Source organism: Bacillus sp. T33-2 (genome assembly GCF_002860205.1).
In the GTDB taxonomy this organism is placed as follows: domain Bacteria; phylum Bacillota; class Bacilli; order Bacillales; family Cytobacillaceae; genus T33-2.
The window spans coordinates 25,000-47,368 of sequence record NZ_PGVB01000011.1; the positions used below are offsets into that span (position 1 = coordinate 25,000).

The window sequence follows — 22,369 nt, forward strand, 5'->3', positions numbered from 1 at the left end:
AACAAGAAAACCCAAATACAGAGAGTTAGATACTACTCTGTCTCTGGGTTTTCTCTATTAGTACTACATTATCAAGGTTTCAGGATGTTGAAACTATAATGTGGCCTGTCAAGAATTCACCGATGCTATTGACCAAATGATAATGTTCACTGTAATTATAATTAAAATAAGTGTTAGTTGAGTATATTTATCCGACTTTTGCATTTTGTTTCTACTCAGTCTTACAAGATTGATAATCATCAAAATTAGAGCGATTCCCCCAAGAATTTTTGCCAAATGAAATGATGTCATTATTTATTCATCCCTTCGAGCTATTTATCTTTTTTAGCATTGTGAATCGGTCCAAAAAGGCTTGTCAAACATTGGTTCCGCACCCCTCTGCACTCGCTACAGTTAGGGCCCCGGCCCCAATACCCATAAGACTAGCAGCAATTCCTGCTGCAAGCCCAGCTGGTGGAAAGCTTCATTCCTTCCTTAGATATTTGTTTGAAAGTCCATGTCCATAACAGGGAATGAATATAATTATTGGGGGATTGAAAAATATCCTCATTTTTATTATATAGTTTTAATTATTTCGGTATAATTTTTCCGTTATGCCTGACTGTCAAAGATGGTGCTCTATATCTTTGTTTATCTTCAACCGACACCCAGGATATTTTTTTCATTAGGCTGGAGGACGTTTTCGATCAATATCCTTTTTTATAATCCACCAGGTTAACAGGCATGGTTTCTCCTGCAAGATAGTTTTTTAAATTAGGAAGGAGAATCTCCTCAACCACCCGCTGATTATAATGCTCCGTTGATCCTGCCGTATGTGGCGCTATAATGACATTTTCCATTTCCCATAGCGGGCTGTCTTCAGGCAAAGGTTCATTTTCAAATACATCCAGGCCGGCTCCTGATATTTCCTGGTCCAGAAGGGCCCTGACCAATTCGTCCTCAGCGACAATTTCACCCCGCCCAATGTTAATAAAGAATGCAGAAGGCTTCATCAGCTTAAACTGTTCATATCCAAACAAGTGATGAGTTTCCTTTGTGAGCGGCAGGGTAACAGCAATATAATCGCAGCGTGGCAGGATATTGTTTAGCTGCGCGGTCGTGTACATCTCATCAACATAGTCCACCTGTTTGCCAGAATGGCGCACTCCCAATACGTTCATTCCAAACGCTTTGGCAATTTTTGCTGTCTCTCTGCCTATCGCTCCGACACCGATGATTCCGATTGTTTTTTCATGCATTTCGAGTTTAAGGCCTGAGTGGTGCCATTTTTTCATCTGTTGATTTCTGACATATGTATGGATTTTTCTGGTCAGGGCAAGCATCAAGGCAAAGATTGTTTCCGAAATTGGGAAAGCATGAACACCGTTGGCACTTGTCAACTGGACGTTCCTTTCATCGAGCCTTTCCAAGGGCAGCGAATCGACTCCGGCACTCCAGCTTTGAACCCAGCGCAGATTTGAATCCGGTAGAAGGCATGTTTCCTCAATCCCCTTTTTCCAGCCGGCAATTACTTCGGCGTCGTGAAGATGGTCCTGCCAGGCGGAACGGTCTTTTCCGATAATGACTTCCCATTCAGGAACAGTAGCTTTTAACCTTTCGCGGAGTGCAGGGTCGAGGTCATGTGTAACCACCATTTTTCTTTTCAGCATATTACTCCTCCAATCCTTTATTTCATGTATTATTATTGTAGCAGATATGGAAACAACACACTGATTAAGAGGAGTGGGGCGCAGTTGTACATGACAGTAAAAGAGACGGCCGAATTCTTGACAATGCCGGTGTCCGACGTGGAAAGCTTAATCCGCCAAAAGCGCATTCGTACCATTTTTGATGGGGAGCAGTATTTAATATACAGAGATCAGTTCAATACCCATTTCAGACAAATGGAAAAATACAAGAAACTGGTGGAAGAAGTGCTCAATGAACCAATTCCGGAGGATCCGGACATCAAGGATGAGGATTAACAATCGGTCAGGTTGAAAGGGCTGGTCTTTGATTCAGGCGAAATAGCGTTTCGCTTAATTACTACCCGTTTTCGCTTAATTATCGGTTTTTTCGCTTAAATAAATGGCGATTTCGCTTAATAATTGAATTTATCGCTTAATCATGCATGTTTTTCGCTTAATTATTTCCACAGGAAAGGGACAGACCTTTCGGCGAAGATCTGTCCCGCATCCCGTCAAGCCTGTCCAACTTCCTTTTTCGGTCGGCTGCTCCACTTGAATATTTTATTTAAAAACTGGTAAATATTTTTTGATTCCCTTGTGAGCAACGGACCTAAAATGGCGAGGATCAGTACATATAGCGCGGAGAAAGGTTTCAAGATTGGCATCAGGCCGCCTGCCATGCCCAAGTTTGCCATGATGATCGAAAATTCCCCGCGTGATACAATGGTAAGACCGATATTTGCCGAGGCTTTATGTGACAATCCGGCTCTCCTGCCGGCGATCATGCCAGCAATAAAATTCCCCAGAATTGTGAGAATCACCGCCCCCAGAGTGATCCAAACGGCCCCGCCAAGGGAGAATGGATCAATGCTCAAGCCGAAGCTGAAGAAAAAGATGGCCCCGAAAAAGTCCCTGAATGGGACAACAAGATGCTCGATCCGGTCGCTGTGCTCGGTCTCCGAAAAAACAAGACCAAGCAGAAGGGCGCCGATTGCTTCCGCCACATGGATGGTTTCAGAAAACCCCGCAATAAAGAATAATGAGGCAAACACCACGATAATGAAGACTTCCTGAGAGGAGATATCCAAAAGTTTATTTAACAATGGGGTCGCCTTCCTTGCCGCAATGAAAAATAGCAGCATATATACGAGCGCAATCAGGACTGAGGAAATCGTGCCAGCCAATGTCGTGGAATTGCCAAGTACGAGCCCCGATACAATCGAAAGGTATACAGCCAGGAAAATATCCTCAAACATGATAATTCCCAGAATCAATTCAGTTTCTTTATTTCCGGTTCTCCGTAAATCAACGAGCACCTTTGCCACGATGGCGCTGGATGAGATCGTAATGATGCCTGCCAAAATAAGAATCTCCAGCAGCGGAAAGCCGATCAGAAAACCGTACAACAGGCCCAGGGTAAAGTTGATCGCGATGTAAATCGTCCCCCCGGTAATAATGGATCTTCCCGACTTAATCAGTTTCTTTATCGAGAACTCCAAGCCGAGATAAAAGAGCAGAAACAAAACGCCAATCCTGCCAAGAAAAGCAATGATTTCGTCACTGTGGATAAACCGTAGATCGATGACACCGATTTTCGGGGCGTGTGGCCCGACAATCATTCCCAGGATAATGAGAAAAGGGATAATGGAGAAATTGAACCTGCCCGCAAGGACTGCCGCGATGGCAACCAAAACTAATGCTGTTCCAACCTCGAGGACTAAGTGATCCATTCACTAATCACCTCGCTCATTCGAAAGTAGTTCTTTTATTAACCGCTTTAATTCCGCCCTCTCCCCGGAAAGAACAAGTGTGTCACCTTCATGGATGACAGCTTCCGGGCCTGGGCTTAATAATTTTTTGAGGTTCCTTTTCAGGATGGCAATGACTGTGACATTGTAGTTGTTTCGAATGTCGATATCACCAATGCTTTTCCTCGCTGCTTTCGCTCCGGGTTCCACTTTGAACCATTCAATGGATAATCCTTCAAGCGCCATTTCTATTGTTTCAAGAGCCTGAGGTTTATAAACTATACCGCCCAGTATTGCCGCCAGCTGCCGCGACTCGGCATCATTGAAGATAACACTGGAAATACTTTCTTCATGATCTTCATCAAAGTGGTACATTTCTCTGCGCCCGTCATCATGAATGACAATTACGACTTTTTCGTTATTGCGGGTAACGAGTTCAAATTTCCTGCCGATGCCAGGCAGATCGATTTCTCTGATATTCATTTTTAATATTCCTCCTTAAAATGGATGATAATTGGGCTCTTGGCTTTGGGGCGGACTACAGGTTAACGTCAATAATCGGCGTGTTGGAATCTTCCTTTGAAATTCCTAGATATTTCATTGTTTCAGAGGGGGTAGCATGATGAAAATGTTTTTGGATGAGGGAGATGGAAACGCCTTTTTTATAGGCATGATAGCCAAAAGTCTTCCGCATTGAAGTTGCCCCATATTTTCCTTCAATCCCCAGTGCGTCAACAGCCTGATGGATGATCCGGTGGGCCTGCTGCCGGCTTATAGGCTGTTTTGTTTTCGCGGAAAGGAACAAAAAATCATCAGCCGTCAGTCCCGTGCTGGAAATGTAGTGTTTCAGGGCAGTTCTTGTTTTTGCATTCAAATATATTTGTCTGTCTCGCGAGTCATCTGTCGGAGGTAGCAGGCAGTATGATTTGATCTGGTTTTCCTTATCAAGCACGTCACTGACTTTCAGTTGAAGCATCTGGCCTATTTTCAGGCCGGTGTTGATTCCGAGCACGAATAGTACATAATCCCGGTCAGAGTGATTTTTTAAGTACTTCTTGATAGCGTTTATGTGTTTTATATCTTTGAATGCTTCAACATATTCCATCCATGATCCCCTCTTGATTAATGTAACTTAAATATATAATAACATAGAATTATGTTACTTAGCAAATTAGTGTATGTATAATGGCCGATCACAACCTGAAAAATGGGGTATTGAGAAAGAGTTTTAGCTATATTTGTTCTGCACAAGGTTCTTCGATGGTTCTCACAGTTCTGGTTTTCAACGACAAAGGCTGACACAATTGTGAACGGCTCCTCTACATAAGCGAGAGGCAGTGCCAGCCCAATTGGTCAGCCTATTAACAGAGTAATTAAGAATTTCGATTTTTGGTTGGTGCAGTTTTATTGAGCACTGTTCCTTCACTTGAAAATTCCGTATCGGCTTTCCCTGCGGCGCCGCCTTGCGCGCCAATCCCGCCTGTATTCCTGTCCTGTTTAAAATTACCAGCATTTGAGTTGGTACGTTTTTGGTTAGCCATCTACATCACCTCCACACATTAATTTGTCCTGGAAGTCATGTTCTTATTTGTTTTTTCCGTGAGCTTCAGCTTGGGTAGTCAGATCCAGAGTATGCGTAGGTCGCCTTGTCCTTCACCGTCAAGAGATTTTTAACAAAAAATTCTTATATAATTTGAAAGATTTTGCTATAATAAATCGAGATTTATAAACGGATGATGTAACGCGGAATCCAGTGAGAATCTGGAGCTGTCCCCGCAACTGTGAGACTAGTGCCTGCAATTTGCTAGTCGAAGCCAGATACGCCTGCATCTTCTTGATTAAGTCGGTATCCTTCGAGGTAAAGGACGGCTTGGTACATAACAACTGTATCAGGTGTCCCTCTGTCTCTTAGGCAGGGGGACTTTTACTTAGGGAGAGAAAAGTGAAAAGGGAGAAGAGAAATGAAGAGAAGATTGATCAAAGCATTATTTTTATCAACTGCTTTAGCTCTGGCTATTCCATTCAGCGCCGCTGCATCTGTCAATGTCACCAATGATATTGACCTGACAAGCGCAAGATACAAGGCTGATACATTGAACTCCGACTTCGTAGTTGCGGCATTGGCCAAGCAAGGCAAGCTTACACAAGCTGAAAAAGATGCCTATCTTGGCAAATTAAAGGCAAGGATCAGTGCTGGGAACATGAACGTATCTACTCTGGCAAAAACGATCATTGCTCTGCGCGCGGTTGGTGCGGATCCGACTAATATTGAAGGCCAGCACCTTGTCAAACAGTTATATGAACAAACGGCTGACAAGACAATCTATGATTATGCTTATGCACTCATTGCTTTAGATACTGCTGATTACACTGTCCCTTCAGATGCTGGTTACTCGCGGGAAGCGCTGGTAGCAAAAATAGTGGCAGCAGACAATGAAACAACTGGAGGCTGGGGGTACGGTGGTTCTGCCTCGGCGCCGGATGTTGATACGACTGGAATGGTTCTCGCCTCTTTAGCCGATCATTTGAATAAACCTGAGGTTGATGCAGCGGTTGATAAAGCTGTCTCATACTTGAAGGGAGAGATGAAGGATAATGGTGGTTTTGACAACTACGGCGTTAATTCAATGACAACTGCACAGGCATTGATCGGTCTAACATCAGTGGGGATTGATCCGACAGCGGGTGATTTCACGGTAAGGGGTAACAATCCAGTCACACACGTGCTGACTTACCGTACTGGTGATGGCTTATTTAAATGGCTATCCACAGATACTGCCGGTAATGCGTTTGCTACAGAACAGGTTTTTCAAGGCTTGGTCGCATATGATGCCTTTACTAAAGGAGATACACTTTATCAATTCGATTTTCCTAAAGCGGGCGAACCAGCACCACAAGAACCTGGTCCAACACAGCCTCCGGTTGCAAGTCCGGTGATAGATAACCAGAACACCAACAATAATACAAATAACAACACCGTCACGGTCACTGTACCGGCAAACGGCGATTTTTCACAGCTGCCTGTAAGTGAGACGGTAAAAGAAACGATCAAAGAGATCATTACAAATAATATAACAACCAATACTGTAACTTCTGGATCCGCAAATGGCTCCCAGCCGCAAATCATCGTTGTCCAGCAGACACCGGAAGGCGAAATGAAACAATTAAGCACGACCACTAAGCCAGTAGTGACAGAAGTGAAAACGGAAACGACAGGATGGACAGTTGATCTTAAAGACCTGGGAATTGGTTTAGGAAGTATTGGCCTTGGCACATTAGGATTATTTTTAAGAAGAAAGTTTTTAGGTGCTTAATATGAAATGGAAGACTAAAGGACTCGACCTGCTGGCAATCATTGTAATCCTTGTTGGAGTGGGCTTAGCGGTTCTATCATTGGAAACTCCGAAAAAGACGGTCACGACCGTAACAGAGCAAATGCGGCAAACGGCAGAAGAGCAAATTAATGCTAATTCAGAAGAAAAACAAGAGTCAAAGAGCGAAGAGAATAAGGAAGCAGCCGCCCAACCGAGCGAGGCTGCTTCCACTTCTTCTCCTGACTCGAAGACAGTACAGGCTAACACATCAGCCCCTGCAAAGGAGACGAAGACTTCCAAGACTACGACAAGTTCTGCTCCGGCAGCCACAACAAACACAACGCAGCCGGCTGCTAATCAGGAGGCTGCTGCTCCTAAAGAAGAGCCTAAGCAGAAGGTTGTTTATGTGTCAGTGAAAGGCTATGATGGCTTCTCGGTTGGTAAAACTGAAGTACCGTTTAAGGAAGGCGCCACTGCGTTTACTGTATTGAAGGACCTTGCAGATTTAAAGAAATTTTCCCTCGATTACATGGGCTCTGGAAGATTCCTTTATGTGCAGGGCATCAATGGCCAAATGGAGAAGGACAAAGGCGCCCTAAGCGGCTGGATTTACACTGTGAACGGCAATAACTCAAACAAGTCTGCGGGAGATTTCGATATTAAAGAAGGAGATGTAATTGAGTGGATCTACAAGGAGAGTTAAGGAAAGCAGTCAGGCTGCCCAAGGGTCTCATCACTTCTCCGCAGGGGATCGCCATCATTGCGGTCCTGGTCGGCATTTGTGCCATATCAAGAATTTATCTGCAATTCCTGCCGAACATCAAGCCTGTAACCTCAATTGTAATCCTTACAGTTTTAGTGTTTGGCTGGAGGTTTGGAACGATTGTTGCTGTCCTTACTGTTTGTGTTTCAAACATGATATTGGGGTGGGGCATATGGTCTGTGGGCCAGATTGTGGCGTGGGGGTTTGTCGCAACCCTTACTTATTTGCTGGCACCATTCTTTAGAAGAACTCCAATGGTCGTAACAGCGGGCTACGCAGCATTATGCGGCTATATATTTGGATTCATCATTTCACAGCACGCCTTCATATACGGAGGGCTAAGTGGCTTTTTAACCTACTACATGGCTGGTCTCTGGTTTGATACGATGCATGCCGTCGGCAACTTTTTCTTTTATTTAATCTGTGCACCTGTATTAGGCAAAATCATGATCACACAAAGAGCCAGAATGGTTGATTACCATCATTCCCGCTATATGAGAAGAGCGAAAGAGAGCGCGTAAAAACCCGCTCTCTTTCGATTTTTTTCGGCAGTTCTGTGAGCTGCAACATTCATCACAGCCTTGCGAGCAATGCTGTACCTAGCCTGTTATCGTTTTTTCTTTTTGGACAGATCTGCAATTGTTTGTTTCTTTTTGGAGACGGTTTCCAAAACAAGGTGCACATGAAAAACATTTTCCTCAATAAGATTTACGGCGGAAACTTTGGCCTTTCGTCCTTTAATTCGTAATTCGTCACCGACTGCTGGAGCTTGATTGCGGAACTGACTCAACAAAACATTCTTATTTTCAATAAAATGCACGACAACCATAGTCTCACCTATTTCATTAGTTCTTTGTTACAGCCCTTCTATAAAAATATTTATACATGGCCTCAAGTAGACTTATTATTTTTCATACATCCTGACAAATTAGCTGCCAGCCATGGTGTCTTTTGGTTATTTCGTAACATGGCCATGCGGAAAACATAAGCAGAGCCCTATTTTTTTACCATCAATCAAATCTTAATCTCATCAGGCTCATTCCTTCTGGTCATAATAAAAAATAAAATCAAAAGGATGAGAGATATGCCACGGAAGTCTGCGCAGATTACCGCAGTGCCTGATAAGGAAAACAATGAGACATTGCCTGATGAAAAACATGATGAAGTGGAACAGCTAAATCGTATGCTCGCTGCGGTGCTGAATTATTTGTCGGATGATGAAGTAGAGGAGATTGATATCGAATACCTTCTCGACCATACAGAAGGTCTCCGGCAATGGTGGGATCAATATCGAGAAAGGAACAGAAACGATATTGAAAAGGAAATTCAGGAATCCCTCGGTGGACTATCCTTAAAGGATCTCGAAAGCATCCGCGAAAAGATAAAAGATCTTAAATAAGAAGTACAGGGACGGTTCTTTTGCTTCCATGAGACATGCTTTAAATATTAAGTCTGGATGATGTGAAGGTTTTGGAGGTGCTATGAGAGAGGTCAGAATGCAGCGTGGACCTGAGCGAATAAAAAAGCCTCTTTTCACAGGAAAGGAGGCAGTTATTAAGACTTTAATTAACAGGCTGGCAGCATAAATTCCCTTCGCCTTTTTCAAGAGCAGACTTTAAACTGCTAAGAACCTGTGACCAGGCCATCTCGTGCCATTGAAATGCTTCTGACCAGCTATCGCCCTCTTTAAATCCGGTATGCTCTAGGCTCACCTTGCCTGTTTGTTCATCAATTCCAGCAAATTTTACCTTCACAACAGTCAAGTTGCTTTCCTGATTCATAAAGTCCGCGAATTGATCAGGGCCTTTCCATGTAAAATGCAATTCTTTTTCTGGAACAATCTTCGTTATTATGCAGCCTTTCGTATTCATTCCAGCTTTATTTCCCGGTACAAAAAACAACTCAAAAGGGCCGCCCTCTCTAGGCTCCACAACCGTTTCCGGAGCAAACCATTCAGCAACCCGATCAGAAATCGTCCAAGCATGCCAAACAAGATTCAATGGTGCATTAATTATTACTTCCTTAGCAATTACTTTGTTTTCCGAAGCAGTATTCAAAAAACCCCCTCCTAAGTAATATTTTTCAAATTAATAGTACCATAATTAACAGTAATTAAAACAAGAATATTCAGATTAATATTCTATACAAGTGTACTACCGGCAATCAAATTGCCACCTTATGCTTTTTTAGAACTTTATCGAATGTATTAAGGATGAATTTTTATATGATTTAATTAGGAGAAAATGGTTGTAAAAGAACTAAAATAAAGGAGCCAGGACATGTCTACGATTTCTCTTGCAAAAGCGGTAAAGCGTGCTGTCAAAAAGGATGCATGAATTGGAAGAGGAGATGGATAGGGTAGCTTTCGCCGATTAAAATCCCTTTGACTCAGTAGAAATGGATATACATGAAATAAGCAGGAAGGCGGACCGATACAAGGATTATCCCAGGAACAACTCTGGCTGAAAGATGAAGGGTTACCCGGCAAACAATAAATGCAGTAGAAAATAACAAATACGACCCAACTCTTGATTTGGCGTTTCGTCTCGCGAAGATTCTTGGCGTAAAAGTGGATGAACTATTGTTGTATTAAAATAGCAACATTCTTTTCAGAAAAATGGAAACAGATCATCCCATGGGGTGCTCTGTTTCCATTTATTCATTAAGAAACTCCAATGATAATCAAAGAACATACAAGTAAACAGATAGAAAATGCGCAAGGCTGCCGAGCAGAATGAAAATGTGAAAAATTTCGTGGAAGCCCATGTATTTTGATTGTAAAAACGCAGGTTTAGCCCCGTAAATTACTCCGCCAATCGTATAAAGGATTCCGCCAAGTACTAAAAGGAACAATCCCATCGAATTGATGGCTCCTGCAAGCGGGGATGCGACAAAAATAATCATCCAGCCCATGCCAATATAAAGGGCTGTCGAAATCCAACGGGGGCAATTAAACCAGATTAATTTGAAGAGAACGCCACATACAGCCACCGTAGTCACGATTGAAAACATGACCCAGCCAGTAACCCCATTCAAGCTGATCAGGCAAAAAGGTGTGTACGTTCCGGCAATCAATAAAAATATCATTGAGTGGTCAAGCCGTCTCAGGAAAGCAATCACTTTATCCTTCGCGATGACCATGTGATAGGTGGCAGAAGCACTGTAAAGCAGGATCATGCTGACACCAAAAACGATGACTGCGGCAATGGAAAGTGGAGATGCTGTCGTGATTGAAGCCTTGATGACCATTGCAAGCAGGCCGATAAACGATAAAATCGCCCCAGCTAAATGTGTGAACCCGTTGATTGGTTCCCGAATGTAAGAATTCATCTTGTCGCCTCCTGAACTCATTATGTAGTTTTGGATACTACTTATTATAATACATACATCACACTATGCGGTCAACATTTACCTTAGTGCTCATATAAGATATAATTTTGTTAAAACAAAGTAGTGGGGTACGAGAATGGAAAATCTGAATGATATTGTTGCAAAATTGGGCCTGGAAAATAATATATATCCAGAAGAAATCCCTGAAATAGACTTGTATATGGACCAGGTCATCCAACTGTTTGAAAAAAAATTTAATGATACGAAACGCAATGAAGATGAAAAAGTACTTACGAAAACAATGATCAACAATTATGCGAAAGGGAAGCTATTTTTTCCTATAAAGAATAAAAAGTATTCAAGAGAGCACCTCATACTGATCAGCTTGATCTACCAGCTGAAAGGTGCCCTGTCCATAAATGATATAAAGGATACTCTCGACGGCATAAATAAAAAAGTTACGGAGGGCGATCTGGCCCTGGAATCTTTCTATAGGGGCTACCTCAACCTCTTCAATAAAAATGTGGAGAATTTCAAAAAGGAAATTCATAACCGTACAGAGGAGGCAAAGGAAGAAGCCATCCGGATTGACAATCACCCCGAGTATATTGAGCAGGTGCTTATGGTCGCTTCTCTCGTCAATATCAGCAATTTGTACCGAAGGGCTGCTGAGAAGCTTGTAGATGAAATCGCGGGGAAAAAGAAAGGCTGACAGCTGGCTGCTCGCCTCGCTCATCTCGGAAAAGTACATTTTTGAATACTTGAGGGCATCGCTTTCCGCTTGTTAATTGACTGGTTCTAGTAATGATGTAGGCAAATAACCTTCTTTACCGGAATCGCTCATTTTGACCTTGGCACGGATTACGTCTCTCTCGATAATTTCTACTTCACTGTCTTGTTGAATCGCTGTGACCTGATTATTTTTCTCTATTCCTTCAACACCTTTTAAATCATTGACTTCAATCAATTGGTATAGCTCATCATATGCATCGGGGGTTACAGCCAAGTATGCATCTTTTTTCGTTCTGGCTTTATCCCCTTTTTGAAGGGTGTTTTCCTCTACCTGCTTTTCCCCCTCCTTATAGGACACTTTCATATTTTCAACAATTACCGGTGTCTCCTTTTTCACTGTTTCAGCCAGTTGATCCGCACCTTCCTTTACTTGCTCTGCAGCTTCTCCAGTCTTCTGCTCAATCTCTTTGGACGCTTCGTTCGTGCTCTGTACAACCTCTTCTTCACTGCATCCTGAAGAAACGAGCAGCATAAGGCTGAGGGGAAGAAATATGAATTTCCGAGACACATCCATTTTTTCAAACCTCCTAGTTTTTATTATTTACGTACCACTTAGATTGATAGATAAAACAAGATACCTGGACGAAAGGAGCCCGGCAAATCCGGGCTATTAAGCGTCAAAGATGGTGAGTAAGAGTCCGAGCTGCTTCGACAGCCCTTTTTTTTGTACTTTTATGCGTAAAAATTCGACGTTATCCTACAAATTCAGATATGAAAAGTAATGAGATAACCAACAGACAGATGTCTCTTTATATCAATTTGACATAGTATGTAAATTATAGTCGTTATTTGTGAATATCTTTAATGGCATATATCAGTTAATATTAATCTGTATTTCTGGTATCTTGCGAACGGAAATAGGGAAGCTGCCAGAATAAAACATCATACTCAATTGAATCGGTGGTGGGTTTTGAGTGAGTGTAAACTTCGGCGTAAAATTGATTGATCATTATGCTGTATTAGAAGATGAAACATTGGTAGAGATGGTTCATAATGGTGATGGGGAATCATTGGATTATTTAATAAATAAATACCGGAATTTTGTGCGTGCCAAGTCGAGCAAATACTTTTTGTGCGGCGGGGACAAAGAAGATATTTTTCAAGAGGGCATGATTGGCCTGTATAAAGCGATCCGGGACTTTAAAGCGGACAAACTGTCTTCTTTTAAGGCATTTGCTGAACTTTGCATCACAAGACAAATCATTTCGGCGGTCAAAGCGGCTACCCGGCAAAAACATATTCCTCTTAATTCGTATATATCACTGGACAAGCCCGTGTATGACGAAGAACCAAGCCACACACTGATGGATATGCTGCCCGGAACAATAGTGACGGATCCGGCAGTATTAATCGTTAACCAGGAAGAAGCCGATGACATCGAGTTGAAAATGGCTGACAGGCTCAGTGCTTTGGAGAGGCAAGTACTGTCCCTGTACATTACTGGCCACTCTTACGTAGAAATTTCAGTAGAATTAAATAAACATGTAAAGTCGATTGACAATGCCCTTCAGCGGATCAAAAGAAAACTAGAACGGTATGTGGAGATGCGGCAGATTATCAATGTTTAATTATTAGAACAAGGACAAGACATATGGATCGCGTTATTTCGTTTGAATTGAGCAGTAAATTTTTGGTTGTTAAGGAGCGAAATGAGTTGCTTGGCAGCTCATTTTTTATTAACTGAAGCACAAAGAAAAAGGAGTAGAATGATTTGTCTAATTCTACTCCTTATCTATAAACCACAATAAAGCTTTTTTAGCAGTCTCTGCATCCATTCCATTCGCTACATTGCCAAGTGATGCTCTCCAGCATGCTGCCAGAATTGTTTCCGCCCCCTCGATTTCTTCTCCCAGCATTGTTTTAAATAATGATGCAACCAAATCTGTGCTTTTACTTGGATCCTGTTCACTTGCTAGTGTACAGACATTAATTTTTACGGCATAATCGAAACCGACTATCATAGCTGCCTTCAGGGACATTAACGGTGCCTCATAAACAGCAGAGGCTCCCTCCATTCTACTGATGATCCTATGTTCAACTTCCTCCCGGATAGTCCGGTAAAGCTCCAGTTTATTTCCAAAGTGGTGATAAATAGCACCAGTCGTTGCCCCGACGGACTTAGCTAGAAGCTGAACATTCACCCCTTCATAGCCTGATCGTCCAAAATCCTTAATTGCCTGATTTAATATTTTTTCTTTTACTGTTCCTGGAATTGGTATATCTTCTCTCATATTTACATTATAACATATTGACTCAAATACATAAATTGTTTATGCTTTACATAAATCGTTTACGTAAGGGAGATGAAACCAAATGAGATTAGTTTTTCTTTCCCAGCCAGTCAAAGACATAAAAAAAGCAGTTGCATTTTACCGGGATGTTTTGGGTATGGAAGAAGCCTGGAGAGAGGGTGACCATACAGTGGCAATACAAACATCCTCAGATGTTCAAATTCTATTGGAAGATGAAGAAGTGGAGCTGGAAATTGGAGCCGGGGGAATCTATGTCGTTGACAGCGTGGACAAATTTTATAATGACAATATGGTGCGCCTTACTTTTATAAAAGAACCACGTGATATTCCACCGGGAAGGTATGCAATATTCAGTGATGTTTCAGGAAACCCGATTAGAATCATAGATATGACAAAACAATAGAATTAACTTCGGGGACCGACTCACACTGATGGTGAGTCAGTCCTTTTTTGATGAGCGACAGTTACGATGACTATTGGCCGAATAGTCCTGATTCCGCCAATGTATGGCTTTGTAAAGAACATATATTGAGTCAATTAAGCGTCTTAAAATTTGACGGTCAAGTTTACGTATAGTTAAAATGTTTCCTATAGGAAACATTTTTTTGTTGGTGCATACAATTACATTAATAAATTCACCAGGGAGCCAGCATTGCGGGTAAGATGGTGGGATAATTTCTCCTGCTAATAGTTGTACCGGCCATGGTCTTTCAATTCATTGCCATCCCGTGAGTTTCTTCACTGAGTATCATTCGTAAAGGGGAGAAAAATAATGACTGAGAATTTGTTATTTGCCTTTGGTTTGACCCTAATGGCAGGTCTGGCTACGGGTATTGGAAGCATCCTCGCGTTTTTCACGTCCAGGACGAACACGAAATTTTTATCGCTGGCGCTGGGGTTTTCTGCAGGGGTGATGATCTATGTGTCGATGATTGAGATTTTTGTGAAGGCAAAGATTGCCCTTGTTGATTCGTTAGGAAATGAAATGGGCAACTGGATTACGGTGGCCGGGTTCTTTGGCGGGATGCTGTTAATTGCAGCAATTGATAATTTCATTCCAAAGCAGGGAAACCCGCATGAACTTAAGACTGTTGAGGACATGAGCATTCCAAACAGCGGTTTGCAAGATCCCGCATTGCTCAAGATGGGAACCTTCACAGCCCTTGCAATCGGAATCCATAACTTTCCCGAAGGAATCGCCACTTTTACCTCGGCCCTTCAGGACCCCGCTCTCGGCATCGCGATCGCCGTTGCGATAGCAATCCACAACATCCCGGAAGGAATTGCCGTATCGGTGCCGGTCTATTTTGCAACAGGGGATAAGAAAAAAGCATTTAAGCTCTCGTTCCTGTCTGGTCTTTCAGAACCAGTTGGCGCTTTTGTAGCGTACTTGTTCCTGATGCCTTTTCTGAACGATATCATGTTTGGGTTGATCTTCGCTGCAGTTGCTGGAATAATGGTATTTATTTCTCTTGATGAATTATTGCCTGCTGCCAAAAAGTACGACGAGGCCCACACCTCAATTTACGGTCTAATCGGCGGGATGGCAGTCATGGCGCTCAGTCTATTACTATTCATCTGATAAATCGAAGAATTGATGTTGACTCACCTGAAATTATCGGGTGGGTTTTATTTTTGTATAGGGTTTTTGGTGTTGTGGATGAAAGAATGCAAGGAGTACAATTAACTTTACGGAGGGACTGGCTGAACATTCGCACTTGCACAGGGCCATTGTGCGGAATATTCATTCCGTACTTCAGGTTCATCGATGATTCCACCGGTGGTGAAAATATGGCTTCTTAGGTCGTAAATTAGACTTAATGGGCAGTTCACAAAGGGCAGAGGAAATCGAACAAAGACCGAAATCTCCGGTCTTTGTTCTGCTGAATAATTTTAAGCTGGTGCAGGATGTCAATGTGCCAATTCCACCGCTTCACGCTGTCCGGAAACATTGTTATTGCTAAGCGGCAATTCAATCACGACTTCTGTCCCCTCATTGACTTCACTGTTAAATTTGATCGTGCCATTGTGCGCTTCGACAATCTTGAAACTGACGGTCAAACCAAGCCCGGTGCCTTTTTCCTTTGAAGAGTAGAATGGCTCCCCGATTTTTTGCAGCAATTCCTCAGAAATGCCGTAACCATTATCACGCACAGTTACGGAAACATTATCATCATCAGGATTTGACAGGGTGATACTTACTTCGCCGCCGCCAGCTGATGCTTCAATCGCATTTTTGATGATATTGATGAACAGCTGCTTCAGCTGGTTCGGTTCACAATCAATCTCGATATGTCCTGCATAAATGAAATCGAGCTGGACATTCAGCATGCTCGCCTCGGTCTTCAATAAAGAGATCACATCATATAAAATATTTTGGATATCAGCTTTCGTGTACTTTAGCTGCTGAGGCTTTGCCAATAACAGCAATTCACCGACAATATGATTGATGCGGTCCAATTCATCCAGCATGATTTGGTAGTAAAGCTGATGTTTTTCATCTTCCATTTTCAAAAGCTGTACAAAGCCTTTCAGGGAAGTAAGGGGATTCCTGATCTCGTGGGCAACGCTGGCTGACAGCTCTCCCACGACTGACAGCTTCTCCGTCCTTCTTAAGCGTTCCTCTGTCTGTTTGATTTGCGTGATATCTTTCCCGAAGCCGATGATACCCTTCATGTTGCCGTCGACGATGATTGGCACGGAGGTTGTCTGCAGCGTGACTGTGCTGCCATTGCTCCGTTTAAATTCGACCTCCGAAATTCGGGGTGTTTTTTCCGCGATTACACCGGAAATATGTTGTACAGCGGGATGCCTACGATATTTTTTTAGCAGGTGTTTTATATTTTTTCCGATATATTTGGCTACAGGGTAGCCAGTGACCGTTTGAAATTGGGGGTTCAAGTTTGTGATCGTCCCCTCCATATCAAGGACATAAACGATATCAGGGCTGTACAGGAACAGCGAATTATATTGCTCCTGGCTCTCCTCCAGCAATTTTTCCACATGCTTTCTCTCGGAAATGTCCCGGCCGATGATGACCAGACCGTTCCTGCTCCCGTCCGGATGAAACAGCGGAACCTTAATGGTATCGAACGTTTTCTCTGTTCCATCAGGGAGTGGAATCATTTCCTCAACCCGTGTGACGCCGCCATTTTGCCATGCTTCTTCATCCGATATTTCACAGTATCTCAGGGCGTCGCCATAGAATACGGTATGCTCCGCCAGATCAGAATCCTTTTTGCCTTTATAGTCCACATTCTCGAGCTGGAACAACTTCAAACCGAATTGATTGGCTTCGATCCATCTGCCTTCGCCGTCTTTAAAATTGACAAAGTCGACCATTGAATTGATCAGCGTCGATAAGCGCTCTTCCTCTACCTTCGCAGCATGAAACGCTTCCGTCTTGTTCAGCATAATGTAGAAGAAACAGCCCGTTACAACTACATAAAAAACCTCTTTAACCCTTTCGGCAACGTGGATGTATGACGAAGGGATGTAGTGATCGACGAGAAAGTTCGTGCCAAAGATCCAGATGATGCTAGCCAGGATGTATAAGATAAGCTTTTTTTTCTTCATGAAAAAACCCCTGCCCCATTTCTGAAAGTTTCTATACTAGTTGTCACGTTGGCAATAGTAGTAAAACCATCCAGGTACAAACATTGTAGTACTAATTCTATTTTATAACACTTAATTCGTGTCATGATATGTAAATTTATGTGTGTTTGGTGAAAAACATGATGATCTGTTGTTTTGCTAAAGGCCTGAAAAATAAATGAAGCACCCCCTGCTTGTGTCCGCTGGGATGCTTATATTTGTTGGCAAGATAAATTGAGGTTCGAAAATCCAATTGCATTTCCTCTTAATCTTTGGATTCATAGAAAGCCTTTATGACAGAAATATTGGCGCCCTGGCCGATCATTTTTTTAATCTCCAGACAGCGGATAATATCGTTCAGGGAATACAGGCGGCGGTTCCCTTCATTCCGGGCTGGCAGGATCAGGCCGATTTCTTCATAATACCGGATTTGCCGACCTGTTAACCCTGTGAGCGTCTTGACAACACTGATTGGAAACAACGCTTCATTATATGGGATTTGCAGAACCATGAATTGTCCTCCAATTATCTTAGTTTGGCAAGGTATTCATATATTTCCCCGAGATTCCTGAACCCCATATGTTTTGCCTTATTAATGTAATAACCCCATAACTGCGCCGTCATTTTTGCATCCCCGAGTGCATGGTGGCGGTCTTTGATTTCGATGTCGCATTGGAGGCATGCCTGGTCGAGTGTCAATGATGAAGCCTGAGGGTGTTCAAGGCGGATAAGAAATGACGTGTCAATGATTCGGTGTTCAAAACGTGACCGCATTAAATCCCACGTCATTTTCTGCATAAAGGACTGTTCATGCTTCGCATGGTGGGCAACAAGAATGCTGCTTTTAATGAAGTTCAGGAACTGGATCAGCACATCTGAAGCGTCAGGGGCGCTGCGCAGATCCTCATCACCAATATTGGTAAGCGATGAGATCCGTTCGTCAAGAGGTTTTTCGGATTTTAGGAGGGAATAAAAGGTGTCATCGGCAATTGGTTTGTCCCCCACCATTTTAACCGCACCTATCGAAATGACATAGTCACCTTTATCGGGAAAAAATCCGGTCGTTTCCAGGTCAAATACGACCACCTCAAGCTCATCAAGGGGTGACTCCAGGCCGTTCGCAGCCTTCAGTTCATTTTGAAGCTGTCTTAAAAAAGAAATGTGCTGCGGGTTGGTTTGGCCCTGGACACCTGCATAGATGCTTGAGCCAATTTTTCCGGACATTTGCCTTATATATTGGATCATCTCATGCACCCCCATCTCAATCGTCCTTTTCGATTTGCCTTCTTGCCAGCTGGTAAAGGTGGGCTGCGTTTTTAATGATTTCCTTAAGCACGTCTTTCTGCTCTTTTGTGAGGCTGTCGACCGCCAGGTAATGCCCTGAATCATAGTCTTTATGGTTGCCCATTGAGAGGCGGTATTCCATAAGCCTTAAAAATTGCTGTTCATAAAGGCTCCGGTCCCGGACGGCCATTATTTTTTCAGGGAGGTGCTTAAGACGCAACAGGGTGGAGTTTTCCAGGATGTCCCCTTTTAAGGCCAAAAGGCGTGCGGCATTGACATAGGGGAGGACAGCTTTTTCCTTTATGTTTAAGGAACCTGTATATTTGCCATGTGTCTCCACTAACAACTGGCCTAAAAACCCCACTCCTTTTTTGACGTGCATCGTGTTGTCCAGCAGCCTGTGAAGCATATTTTCATTCCGAACCGATTTGTAGACTAGTCGCTTTAATTCATCTATATAGGAACCCTCACCGTAAATCGGCCTTCCATCAATAAAAATTAATAAATGCCGGATGGATTCCCAGGAGGTTTCGCTGACCCAGTCATCCAATTGCTGTTTCCAGGTGGTTCGTGATCTGCACCACAGGGGGTTGCTAGCCATGACCCCGCCATCGCAAAAGGCATACCCAGCCTGAGAAAGCCCTTCAGATATTTCTTTTCCGAGTGTTAAAAAATATTCCTGCGCATCCTCACCGTTATCCTCATAAACAATTCCGTGATCCTGGTCACTCCAGACCGCCTGTTCAAACCGTCCGGCACTCCCCATTACGAAGAAAGAAAAAAGGGAGGGTGAAGCCCCTAATTTTTTAGAGATGCGGGCAACAGACAGCGATACGACTTGGTGCATGATGTGATCATGGAATTTGTTTAATTCCACATGGTTCAGCTTTCCGTTGTTCATATAATGGTCGCGAAGCATCCGGATTTCTGAATAGGTGTTGCAGGACATCATTTATGCCCCACCTCCTTATGAAAATCTAAAAAGCGGCCACTCCCCATTTTTTAATAGAAGGGAGGACCGCCACCTGAGAATTTCTATCCCTAATTAGCCTGAGGGCGCTGGTTGCTGACAATATTAAGCTTTTGCTCCGGCTGCAGCAATTCAGGGTAACCATAGCTCCCATGTTCGCTCATGTCCAGCCCGATAATTTCTTCTTCTTCGGTTACCCGCAGGCCGTTCATGACAGCTTTCATGATGGACAGGATGGCAAAGGCTACGATGAATGCAAAGGCTCCGCATGTTACGACGCCTAAAGCCTGGACTCCAAGCTGTTCAAAACCGCCTCCGTAAAATAAACCAGGCTTCCCGACTGCTGCCAGTTCTTTCGTGGCGAACAACCCTGTGGACAAAGTTCCCCAAACGCCAGCTGTTCCGTGGACAGATAATGCAAAAATCGGGTCATCGATCCGTCTGCTTTCGAAGAAACGGATGCTGTAAAACACGAGGATTCCGGCGATAAAGCCTATCACAACAGCTGCCCACGTATCTACAAAGGCACAGGATGCTGTGATTGCGACCAGTCCTGCCAGGGCGCCGTTCAGCATCATTGGCACGTCTGCTTTACCTGTCACGGTCCAGGAAATAATAAGGGCGGCCACTGTGCCGGCCGCAGCGGCAAGGTTTGTATTTACGGCAACAAAACCAAAGAATCCGGCATCCACTGATACAGTACTTCCTGCGTTGAATCCGAACCAGCCTACCCATAAAAGCAATACACTCAATGCAGTAAAAACCTGGTTATGCCCTTTAAGATTATTGGCAGAGCCGTCTTTATTATATTTTCCGATGCGTGGTTTGAGAAGGATAGTTGCCGCAAGAGCTGCCATAGCACCTGTTAAGTGAACGACAGTGGAACCCGCAAAATCCTGCTTTCCATGTTCCGAGAGCCAGCCGCTGCCCCAAATCCAGTGTGCAATCGGCGGATAAACCAGAATTGAGAAAAACAATGCGAAAACCAGATAGACTGATAGCTTCGCCCGTTCAGCAAAACCGCCGAAAGCGACTGTCAGGGAAATCCCTGCAAAGGCAAGCTGGAACAAAAAGAAAACGGCGCCGGATAAGCTTATACCTTCAATATCATATCCGGAATAAAAGAAATCAGAAAACCCAATAAGTGCATTGCCTTCCCCGAAGATGAGGCCATAGCCGACTGCCCAAAAGATGATTGACGATATACCGAATGTAAGAATCGTTTTCCCGGCAATATGTCCGGCATTTTTCATTCGCGTCGATCCCGTTTCGAGCAGGATGAAACCTCCCATCATCAAGATTACAAGGACCGCTGAAATCATTACCCACAGACTGTTCATTAAAAATAAAGTATCATCCATTATGATTCCCCTTCCAGATTTGATGTAAAAACTTGTTACATCAGATATTACTGGGTTTGGGAAGTTGATTCTATTGTTATGTCAGGTTATCTCACATTGTTTTTGATTTTTCAGTAAAATAAACAGGTATTTAGGGCTTGCGGAAGCCGAATTGGGCGTTGATCTGCCCCTGGATCATTTTCTTGCGCAACTCTTCTTTCGTCTGTCCCTTTTGTTTTCGCACCATTTCCTGGCGAATTTCGTGGGTTTGAACTCCCTCCTCGATTTTATTTGCAATTTCCATGAGCAATTCTACATCCGAGAAGGAATATTTTCGGCTTCCACCCGATGATCTCTCGGGAAAAATGAGCTTCCTTTCTTCATAATAACGTATCTGCCTTTCAGAAAGTCCCGTCAATTCCCTTACGATTCCAATGGTAATCACCTTTTTGTCTTTATAAGAAGACGGATCATTTCCCATTAAATTCACCACATCCCTGTTTGAATGTATCATGTTTATTACATTATATGTTATATTATCTAACGTTTAAAGAAATTTAGAAAAATACAAAATTATTATCATTAAAGTGTATGAAATAATCTGTCCCATGAAACTGTCAAACCGGTAAATATATTGTTAAGGCCCCTCTGGACATACGTATAAACGGAGCCTGCTACCGGAAAACTCCCCTGTAGGTTGAAATCAATGATATCCGTGTGCGCGACTGGGGGGTGATCAGTACTCTGCCTGAAATGGGCGTATTGATTCACCGTGCTGAAACTGCGGCAAAGATTGTTCCAATTGAAAACAGCTCACTGGCAAAGTTCAATGACCGCATCCATTTCCATGTTGACCCGATGGTAGGGGTAATCGGCACTGCTCCAGCCGGAGAGGATGTTCCGACGGGACATCCTGGTGACCACGGCGGAAATATCGACAACCATGTGATCATTAAAGGTTCGATTGTGTATCTTCCGGTCAATGTCCCGGGCGCGCTCTTTGCCTTAGGAGATGTTCATGCTTCAATGGGAGATGGTGACCAATATAATAGAAGGAAGGCAAAATGAACCTGGATTTCATTATGCCTTTCTTTTTTGTCGTCTTCTGAAGTAATCTATCGAAAAATAACAGGAAGTCCCTATTCAATTATGATATGATACCATGGTTGCAATAACGACCAGCCAAGATTTTGCTTATATCTATAAACACGGGTGTTTTTCGAGTACATACAACAGAACTAAAGCACGTTCGGGATTATTAGATGGGGAATTACCAAAGAAGTGGGAAAGGTTCCTGACTACATTGGAATTCGAT

Annotated in this window: 26 protein-coding genes, 1 pseudogene and 1 riboswitch; of the genes and pseudogenes, 11 read left to right on the forward strand and 16 right to left on the reverse strand. The window is 43.1% G+C overall.

The window, feature by feature from the left end; all coding sequences use genetic code 11:
* Nucleotides 1-686: 686 nt before the first annotated feature.
* Nucleotides 687-1,649 carry a D-2-hydroxyacid dehydrogenase gene (locus CVD19_RS09790; RefSeq protein ID WP_101581682.1) on the reverse strand — a complete coding sequence of 321 codons (963 nt, stop codon included), beginning with the start codon at nucleotides 1,647-1,649 and terminating at the stop codon, nucleotides 687-689.
* A gap of 84 nt (nucleotides 1,650-1,733) precedes the next feature.
* On the opposite strand from CVD19_RS09790, the gene CVD19_RS09795 reads away from it, so the two are divergent.
* Nucleotides 1,734-1,964 (forward strand): excisionase family DNA-binding protein, encoded by a 231-nt coding sequence (locus tag CVD19_RS09795; RefSeq protein WP_101581683.1) that lies wholly within the window; start codon nucleotides 1,734-1,736, stop codon nucleotides 1,962-1,964.
* Between the two features lie 215 nt (nucleotides 1,965-2,179).
* On the opposite strand, the gene CVD19_RS09800 is transcribed toward CVD19_RS09795, so the two are convergent.
* The 4 genes from CVD19_RS09800 to CVD19_RS24675 all read right to left on the reverse strand — a co-directional run bounded on the left by CVD19_RS09800 (nucleotide 2,180) and on the right by CVD19_RS24675 (nucleotide 4,956).
* On the reverse strand, nucleotides 2,180-3,397 hold the full coding sequence (locus CVD19_RS09800; RefSeq protein ID WP_101581684.1) for a cation:proton antiporter: 1,218 nt from the start codon (nucleotides 3,395-3,397) through the stop codon (nucleotides 2,180-2,182).
* 3 nt (nucleotides 3,398-3,400) lie between these two features.
* A complete protein-coding gene (locus tag CVD19_RS09805) occupies nucleotides 3,401-3,898 on the reverse strand; it encodes a cation:proton antiporter regulatory subunit (RefSeq protein ID WP_101581685.1) in 498 nt (165 codons plus the stop codon).
* A gap of 55 nt (nucleotides 3,899-3,953) precedes the next feature.
* A complete protein-coding gene (locus tag CVD19_RS09810; protein ID WP_101581686.1) occupies nucleotides 3,954-4,520 on the reverse strand; it encodes a tyrosine-type recombinase/integrase in 567 nt (188 codons plus the stop codon).
* Between the two features lie 268 nt (nucleotides 4,521-4,788).
* Nucleotides 4,789-4,956, reverse strand: a complete 168-nt coding sequence (locus tag CVD19_RS24675; RefSeq protein ID WP_180953575.1) for a hypothetical protein — start codon at nucleotides 4,954-4,956, stop codon at nucleotides 4,789-4,791.
* 167 nt (nucleotides 4,957-5,123) lie between these two features.
* Nucleotides 5,124-5,260, forward strand: a riboswitch (cobalamin riboswitch).
* A 116-nt stretch (nucleotides 5,261-5,376) separates the two neighbouring features.
* Here CVD19_RS24675 and CVD19_RS09815 point away from each other — a divergent pair.
* The 3 genes from CVD19_RS09815 to CVD19_RS09825 are packed head-to-tail and all read left to right on the forward strand — an operon-like array spanning nucleotide 5,377 to nucleotide 8,013.
* Nucleotides 5,377-6,729, forward strand: coding sequence for a prenyltransferase/squalene oxidase repeat-containing protein (locus tag CVD19_RS09815; protein WP_101581687.1), 1,353 nt, complete (start codon nucleotides 5,377-5,379; stop codon nucleotides 6,727-6,729).
* A gap of 1 nt (nucleotide 6,730) precedes the next feature.
* On the forward strand, nucleotides 6,731-7,432 hold the full coding sequence (locus tag CVD19_RS09820) for a DUF4430 domain-containing protein (protein WP_101581688.1): 702 nt from the start codon (nucleotides 6,731-6,733) through the stop codon (nucleotides 7,430-7,432).
* Entirely contained in the window at nucleotides 7,411-8,013 is a 603-nt protein-coding gene (locus tag CVD19_RS09825) for an ECF transporter S component (RefSeq protein WP_101581689.1), read from the forward strand. The genes CVD19_RS09820 and CVD19_RS09825 overlap by 22 nt, the downstream gene beginning before the upstream one ends.
* Before the next feature lie 86 nt (nucleotides 8,014-8,099).
* Here CVD19_RS09825 and CVD19_RS09830 read toward each other — a convergent pair whose 3' ends face one another.
* On the reverse strand, nucleotides 8,100-8,321 hold the full coding sequence (locus tag CVD19_RS09830) for a hypothetical protein (protein ID WP_101581690.1): 222 nt from the start codon (nucleotides 8,319-8,321) through the stop codon (nucleotides 8,100-8,102).
* A gap of 255 nt (nucleotides 8,322-8,576) precedes the next feature.
* Here CVD19_RS09830 and CVD19_RS09835 point away from each other — a divergent pair, with 255 nt between their 5' ends.
* On the forward strand, nucleotides 8,577-8,891 hold the full coding sequence (locus CVD19_RS09835; RefSeq protein ID WP_101581691.1) for a hypothetical protein: 315 nt from the start codon (nucleotides 8,577-8,579) through the stop codon (nucleotides 8,889-8,891).
* A 163-nt stretch (nucleotides 8,892-9,054) separates the two neighbouring features.
* Here the strand turns inward: CVD19_RS09835 and CVD19_RS09840 are convergent, their stop codons facing one another.
* On the reverse strand, nucleotides 9,055-9,549 hold the full coding sequence (locus CVD19_RS09840) for an SRPBCC family protein (RefSeq protein ID WP_101581692.1): 495 nt from the start codon (nucleotides 9,547-9,549) through the stop codon (nucleotides 9,055-9,057).
* 416 nt (nucleotides 9,550-9,965) lie between these two features.
* Here CVD19_RS09840 and CVD19_RS09845 point away from each other — a divergent pair.
* Nucleotides 9,966-10,085, forward strand: a pseudogene (locus CVD19_RS09845) (helix-turn-helix transcriptional regulator); the annotation flags it as partial.
* 89 nt (nucleotides 10,086-10,174) lie between these two features.
* On the opposite strand, the gene trhA reads toward CVD19_RS09845, so the two are convergent.
* Nucleotides 10,175-10,822, reverse strand: a complete 648-nt coding sequence (gene trhA, locus CVD19_RS09850; protein WP_101581693.1) for a PAQR family membrane homeostasis protein TrhA — start codon at nucleotides 10,820-10,822, stop codon at nucleotides 10,175-10,177.
* Between the two features lie 136 nt (nucleotides 10,823-10,958).
* On the opposite strand from trhA, the gene CVD19_RS09855 reads away from it, so the two are divergent.
* The gene (locus tag CVD19_RS09855; protein ID WP_101581694.1) at nucleotides 10,959-11,534 is read left to right on the forward strand and encodes a DUF1836 domain-containing protein; all 576 of its coding nucleotides are present in this window, start codon (nucleotides 10,959-10,961) and stop codon (nucleotides 11,532-11,534) included.
* A 72-nt stretch (nucleotides 11,535-11,606) separates the two neighbouring features.
* Here CVD19_RS09855 and CVD19_RS09860 read toward each other — a convergent pair whose 3' ends face one another.
* On the reverse strand, nucleotides 11,607-12,128 hold the full coding sequence (locus CVD19_RS09860) for a hypothetical protein (RefSeq protein WP_101581695.1): 522 nt from the start codon (nucleotides 12,126-12,128) through the stop codon (nucleotides 11,607-11,609).
* A gap of 400 nt (nucleotides 12,129-12,528) precedes the next feature.
* Here CVD19_RS09860 and sigH point away from each other — a divergent pair, with 400 nt between their 5' ends.
* Nucleotides 12,529-13,182, forward strand: a complete 654-nt coding sequence (gene sigH / locus CVD19_RS09865) for an RNA polymerase sporulation sigma factor SigH (protein ID WP_101581696.1) — start codon at nucleotides 12,529-12,531, stop codon at nucleotides 13,180-13,182.
* 153 nt (nucleotides 13,183-13,335) lie between these two features.
* On the opposite strand, the gene CVD19_RS09870 is transcribed toward sigH, so the two are convergent.
* Nucleotides 13,336-13,845, reverse strand: coding sequence for a TetR/AcrR family transcriptional regulator (locus tag CVD19_RS09870; protein ID WP_101581697.1), 510 nt, complete (start codon nucleotides 13,843-13,845; stop codon nucleotides 13,336-13,338).
* Nucleotides 13,846-13,927: 82 nt separating this feature from the next.
* Here CVD19_RS09870 and CVD19_RS09875 point away from each other — a divergent pair, with 82 nt between their 5' ends.
* Together CVD19_RS09875 and zupT are read left to right on the forward strand one after the other, a co-directional pair.
* Nucleotides 13,928-14,269 (forward strand): VOC family protein, encoded by a 342-nt coding sequence (locus CVD19_RS09875; RefSeq protein ID WP_101581698.1) that lies wholly within the window; start codon nucleotides 13,928-13,930, stop codon nucleotides 14,267-14,269.
* A gap of 369 nt (nucleotides 14,270-14,638) precedes the next feature.
* Nucleotides 14,639-15,448: a zinc transporter ZupT gene (zupT, locus tag CVD19_RS09880; protein ID WP_101581699.1), complete on the forward strand. Its 810-nt coding sequence runs from the start codon at nucleotides 14,639-14,641 to the stop codon at nucleotides 15,446-15,448.
* 329 nt (nucleotides 15,449-15,777) lie between these two features.
* Here the strand turns inward: zupT and CVD19_RS09885 are convergent, their stop codons facing one another.
* The 6 genes from CVD19_RS09885 to CVD19_RS09910 all read right to left on the reverse strand — a co-directional run bounded on the left by CVD19_RS09885 (nucleotide 15,778) and on the right by CVD19_RS09910 (nucleotide 21,535).
* Nucleotides 15,778-17,442, reverse strand: coding sequence for a PAS domain-containing sensor histidine kinase (locus tag CVD19_RS09885; protein ID WP_101581700.1), 1,665 nt, complete (start codon nucleotides 17,440-17,442; stop codon nucleotides 15,778-15,780).
* 283 nt (nucleotides 17,443-17,725) lie between these two features.
* Nucleotides 17,726-17,971 carry a MerR family transcriptional regulator gene (locus CVD19_RS09890; RefSeq protein ID WP_101581701.1) on the reverse strand — a complete coding sequence of 82 codons (246 nt, stop codon included), beginning with the start codon at nucleotides 17,969-17,971 and terminating at the stop codon, nucleotides 17,726-17,728.
* Between the two features lie 14 nt (nucleotides 17,972-17,985).
* Nucleotides 17,986-18,705: an exonuclease domain-containing protein gene (locus CVD19_RS09895; protein ID WP_257985087.1), complete on the reverse strand. Its 720-nt coding sequence runs from the start codon at nucleotides 18,703-18,705 to the stop codon at nucleotides 17,986-17,988.
* Nucleotides 18,706-18,721: 16 nt separating this feature from the next.
* Complete coding sequence (locus tag CVD19_RS09900; RefSeq protein WP_257985088.1) at nucleotides 18,722-19,696, reverse strand: DUF294 nucleotidyltransferase-like domain-containing protein; 975 nt, start codon at nucleotides 19,694-19,696, stop codon at nucleotides 18,722-18,724.
* A gap of 89 nt (nucleotides 19,697-19,785) precedes the next feature.
* Entirely contained in the window at nucleotides 19,786-21,075 is a 1,290-nt protein-coding gene (locus tag CVD19_RS09905; RefSeq protein ID WP_101581703.1) for an ammonium transporter, read from the reverse strand.
* A gap of 130 nt (nucleotides 21,076-21,205) precedes the next feature.
* A complete protein-coding gene (locus CVD19_RS09910; protein ID WP_101581704.1) occupies nucleotides 21,206-21,535 on the reverse strand; it encodes a MerR family transcriptional regulator in 330 nt (109 codons plus the stop codon).
* Between the two features lie 251 nt (nucleotides 21,536-21,786).
* Between CVD19_RS09910 and CVD19_RS09915 the strand changes: the two genes are divergently transcribed.
* Entirely contained in the window at nucleotides 21,787-22,122 is a 336-nt protein-coding gene (locus tag CVD19_RS09915) for an acetamidase/formamidase family protein (RefSeq protein WP_219620092.1), read from the forward strand.
* Nucleotides 22,123-22,369 lie beyond the last annotated feature (247 nt).

Bases quoted from the DNA above. Each gene is read 5' to 3' on its own strand.
- CVD19_RS09790 (WP_101581682.1), bottom strand. From the start codon at position 1,649: ATGCTGAAAAGAAAAATGGTGGTTACACATGACCTCGACCCTGCACTC.
- CVD19_RS09800 (WP_101581684.1), bottom strand. From the start codon at position 3,397: ATGGATCACTTAGTCCTCGAGGTTGGAACAGCATTAGTTTTGGTTGCC.
- CVD19_RS09805 (WP_101581685.1), bottom strand. From the start codon at position 3,898: ATGAATATCAGAGAAATCGATCTGCCTGGCATCGGCAGGAAATTTGAA.
- CVD19_RS09810 (WP_101581686.1), bottom strand. From the start codon at position 4,520: ATGGAATATGTTGAAGCATTCAAAGATATAAAACACATAAACGCTATC.
- CVD19_RS24675 (WP_180953575.1), bottom strand. From the start codon at position 4,956: ATGGCTAACCAAAAACGTACCAACTCAAATGCTGGTAATTTTAAACAG.
- CVD19_RS09815 (WP_101581687.1), top strand. From the start codon at position 5,377: ATGAAGAGAAGATTGATCAAAGCATTATTTTTATCAACTGCTTTAGCT.
- CVD19_RS09820 (WP_101581688.1), top strand. From the start codon at position 6,731: ATGAAATGGAAGACTAAAGGACTCGACCTGCTGGCAATCATTGTAATC.
- CVD19_RS09830 (WP_101581690.1), bottom strand. From the start codon at position 8,321: ATGGTTGTCGTGCATTTTATTGAAAATAAGAATGTTTTGTTGAGTCAG.
- CVD19_RS09835 (WP_101581691.1), top strand. From the start codon at position 8,577: ATGCCACGGAAGTCTGCGCAGATTACCGCAGTGCCTGATAAGGAAAAC.
- trhA (WP_101581693.1), bottom strand. From the start codon at position 10,822: ATGAATTCTTACATTCGGGAACCAATCAACGGGTTCACACATTTAGCT.
- CVD19_RS09855 (WP_101581694.1), top strand. From the start codon at position 10,959: ATGGAAAATCTGAATGATATTGTTGCAAAATTGGGCCTGGAAAATAAT.
- CVD19_RS09860 (WP_101581695.1), bottom strand. From the start codon at position 12,128: ATGGATGTGTCTCGGAAATTCATATTTCTTCCCCTCAGCCTTATGCTG.
- CVD19_RS09870 (WP_101581697.1), bottom strand. From the start codon at position 13,845: ATGAGAGAAGATATACCAATTCCAGGAACAGTAAAAGAAAAAATATTA.
- CVD19_RS09875 (WP_101581698.1), top strand. From the start codon at position 13,928: ATGAGATTAGTTTTTCTTTCCCAGCCAGTCAAAGACATAAAAAAAGCA.
- zupT (WP_101581699.1), top strand. From the start codon at position 14,639: ATGACTGAGAATTTGTTATTTGCCTTTGGTTTGACCCTAATGGCAGGT.
- CVD19_RS09885 (WP_101581700.1), bottom strand. From the start codon at position 17,442: ATGAAGAAAAAAAAGCTTATCTTATACATCCTGGCTAGCATCATCTGG.
- CVD19_RS09890 (WP_101581701.1), bottom strand. From the start codon at position 17,971: ATGGTTCTGCAAATCCCATATAATGAAGCGTTGTTTCCAATCAGTGTT.
- CVD19_RS09895 (WP_257985087.1), bottom strand. From the start codon at position 18,705: ATGATCCAATATATAAGGCAAATGTCCGGAAAAATTGGCTCAAGCATC.
- CVD19_RS09900 (WP_257985088.1), bottom strand. From the start codon at position 19,696: ATGATGTCCTGCAACACCTATTCAGAAATCCGGATGCTTCGCGACCAT.
- CVD19_RS09905 (WP_101581703.1), bottom strand. From the start codon at position 21,075: ATGGATGATACTTTATTTTTAATGAACAGTCTGTGGGTAATGATTTCA.
- CVD19_RS09910 (WP_101581704.1), bottom strand. From the start codon at position 21,535: ATGGGAAATGATCCGTCTTCTTATAAAGACAAAAAGGTGATTACCATT.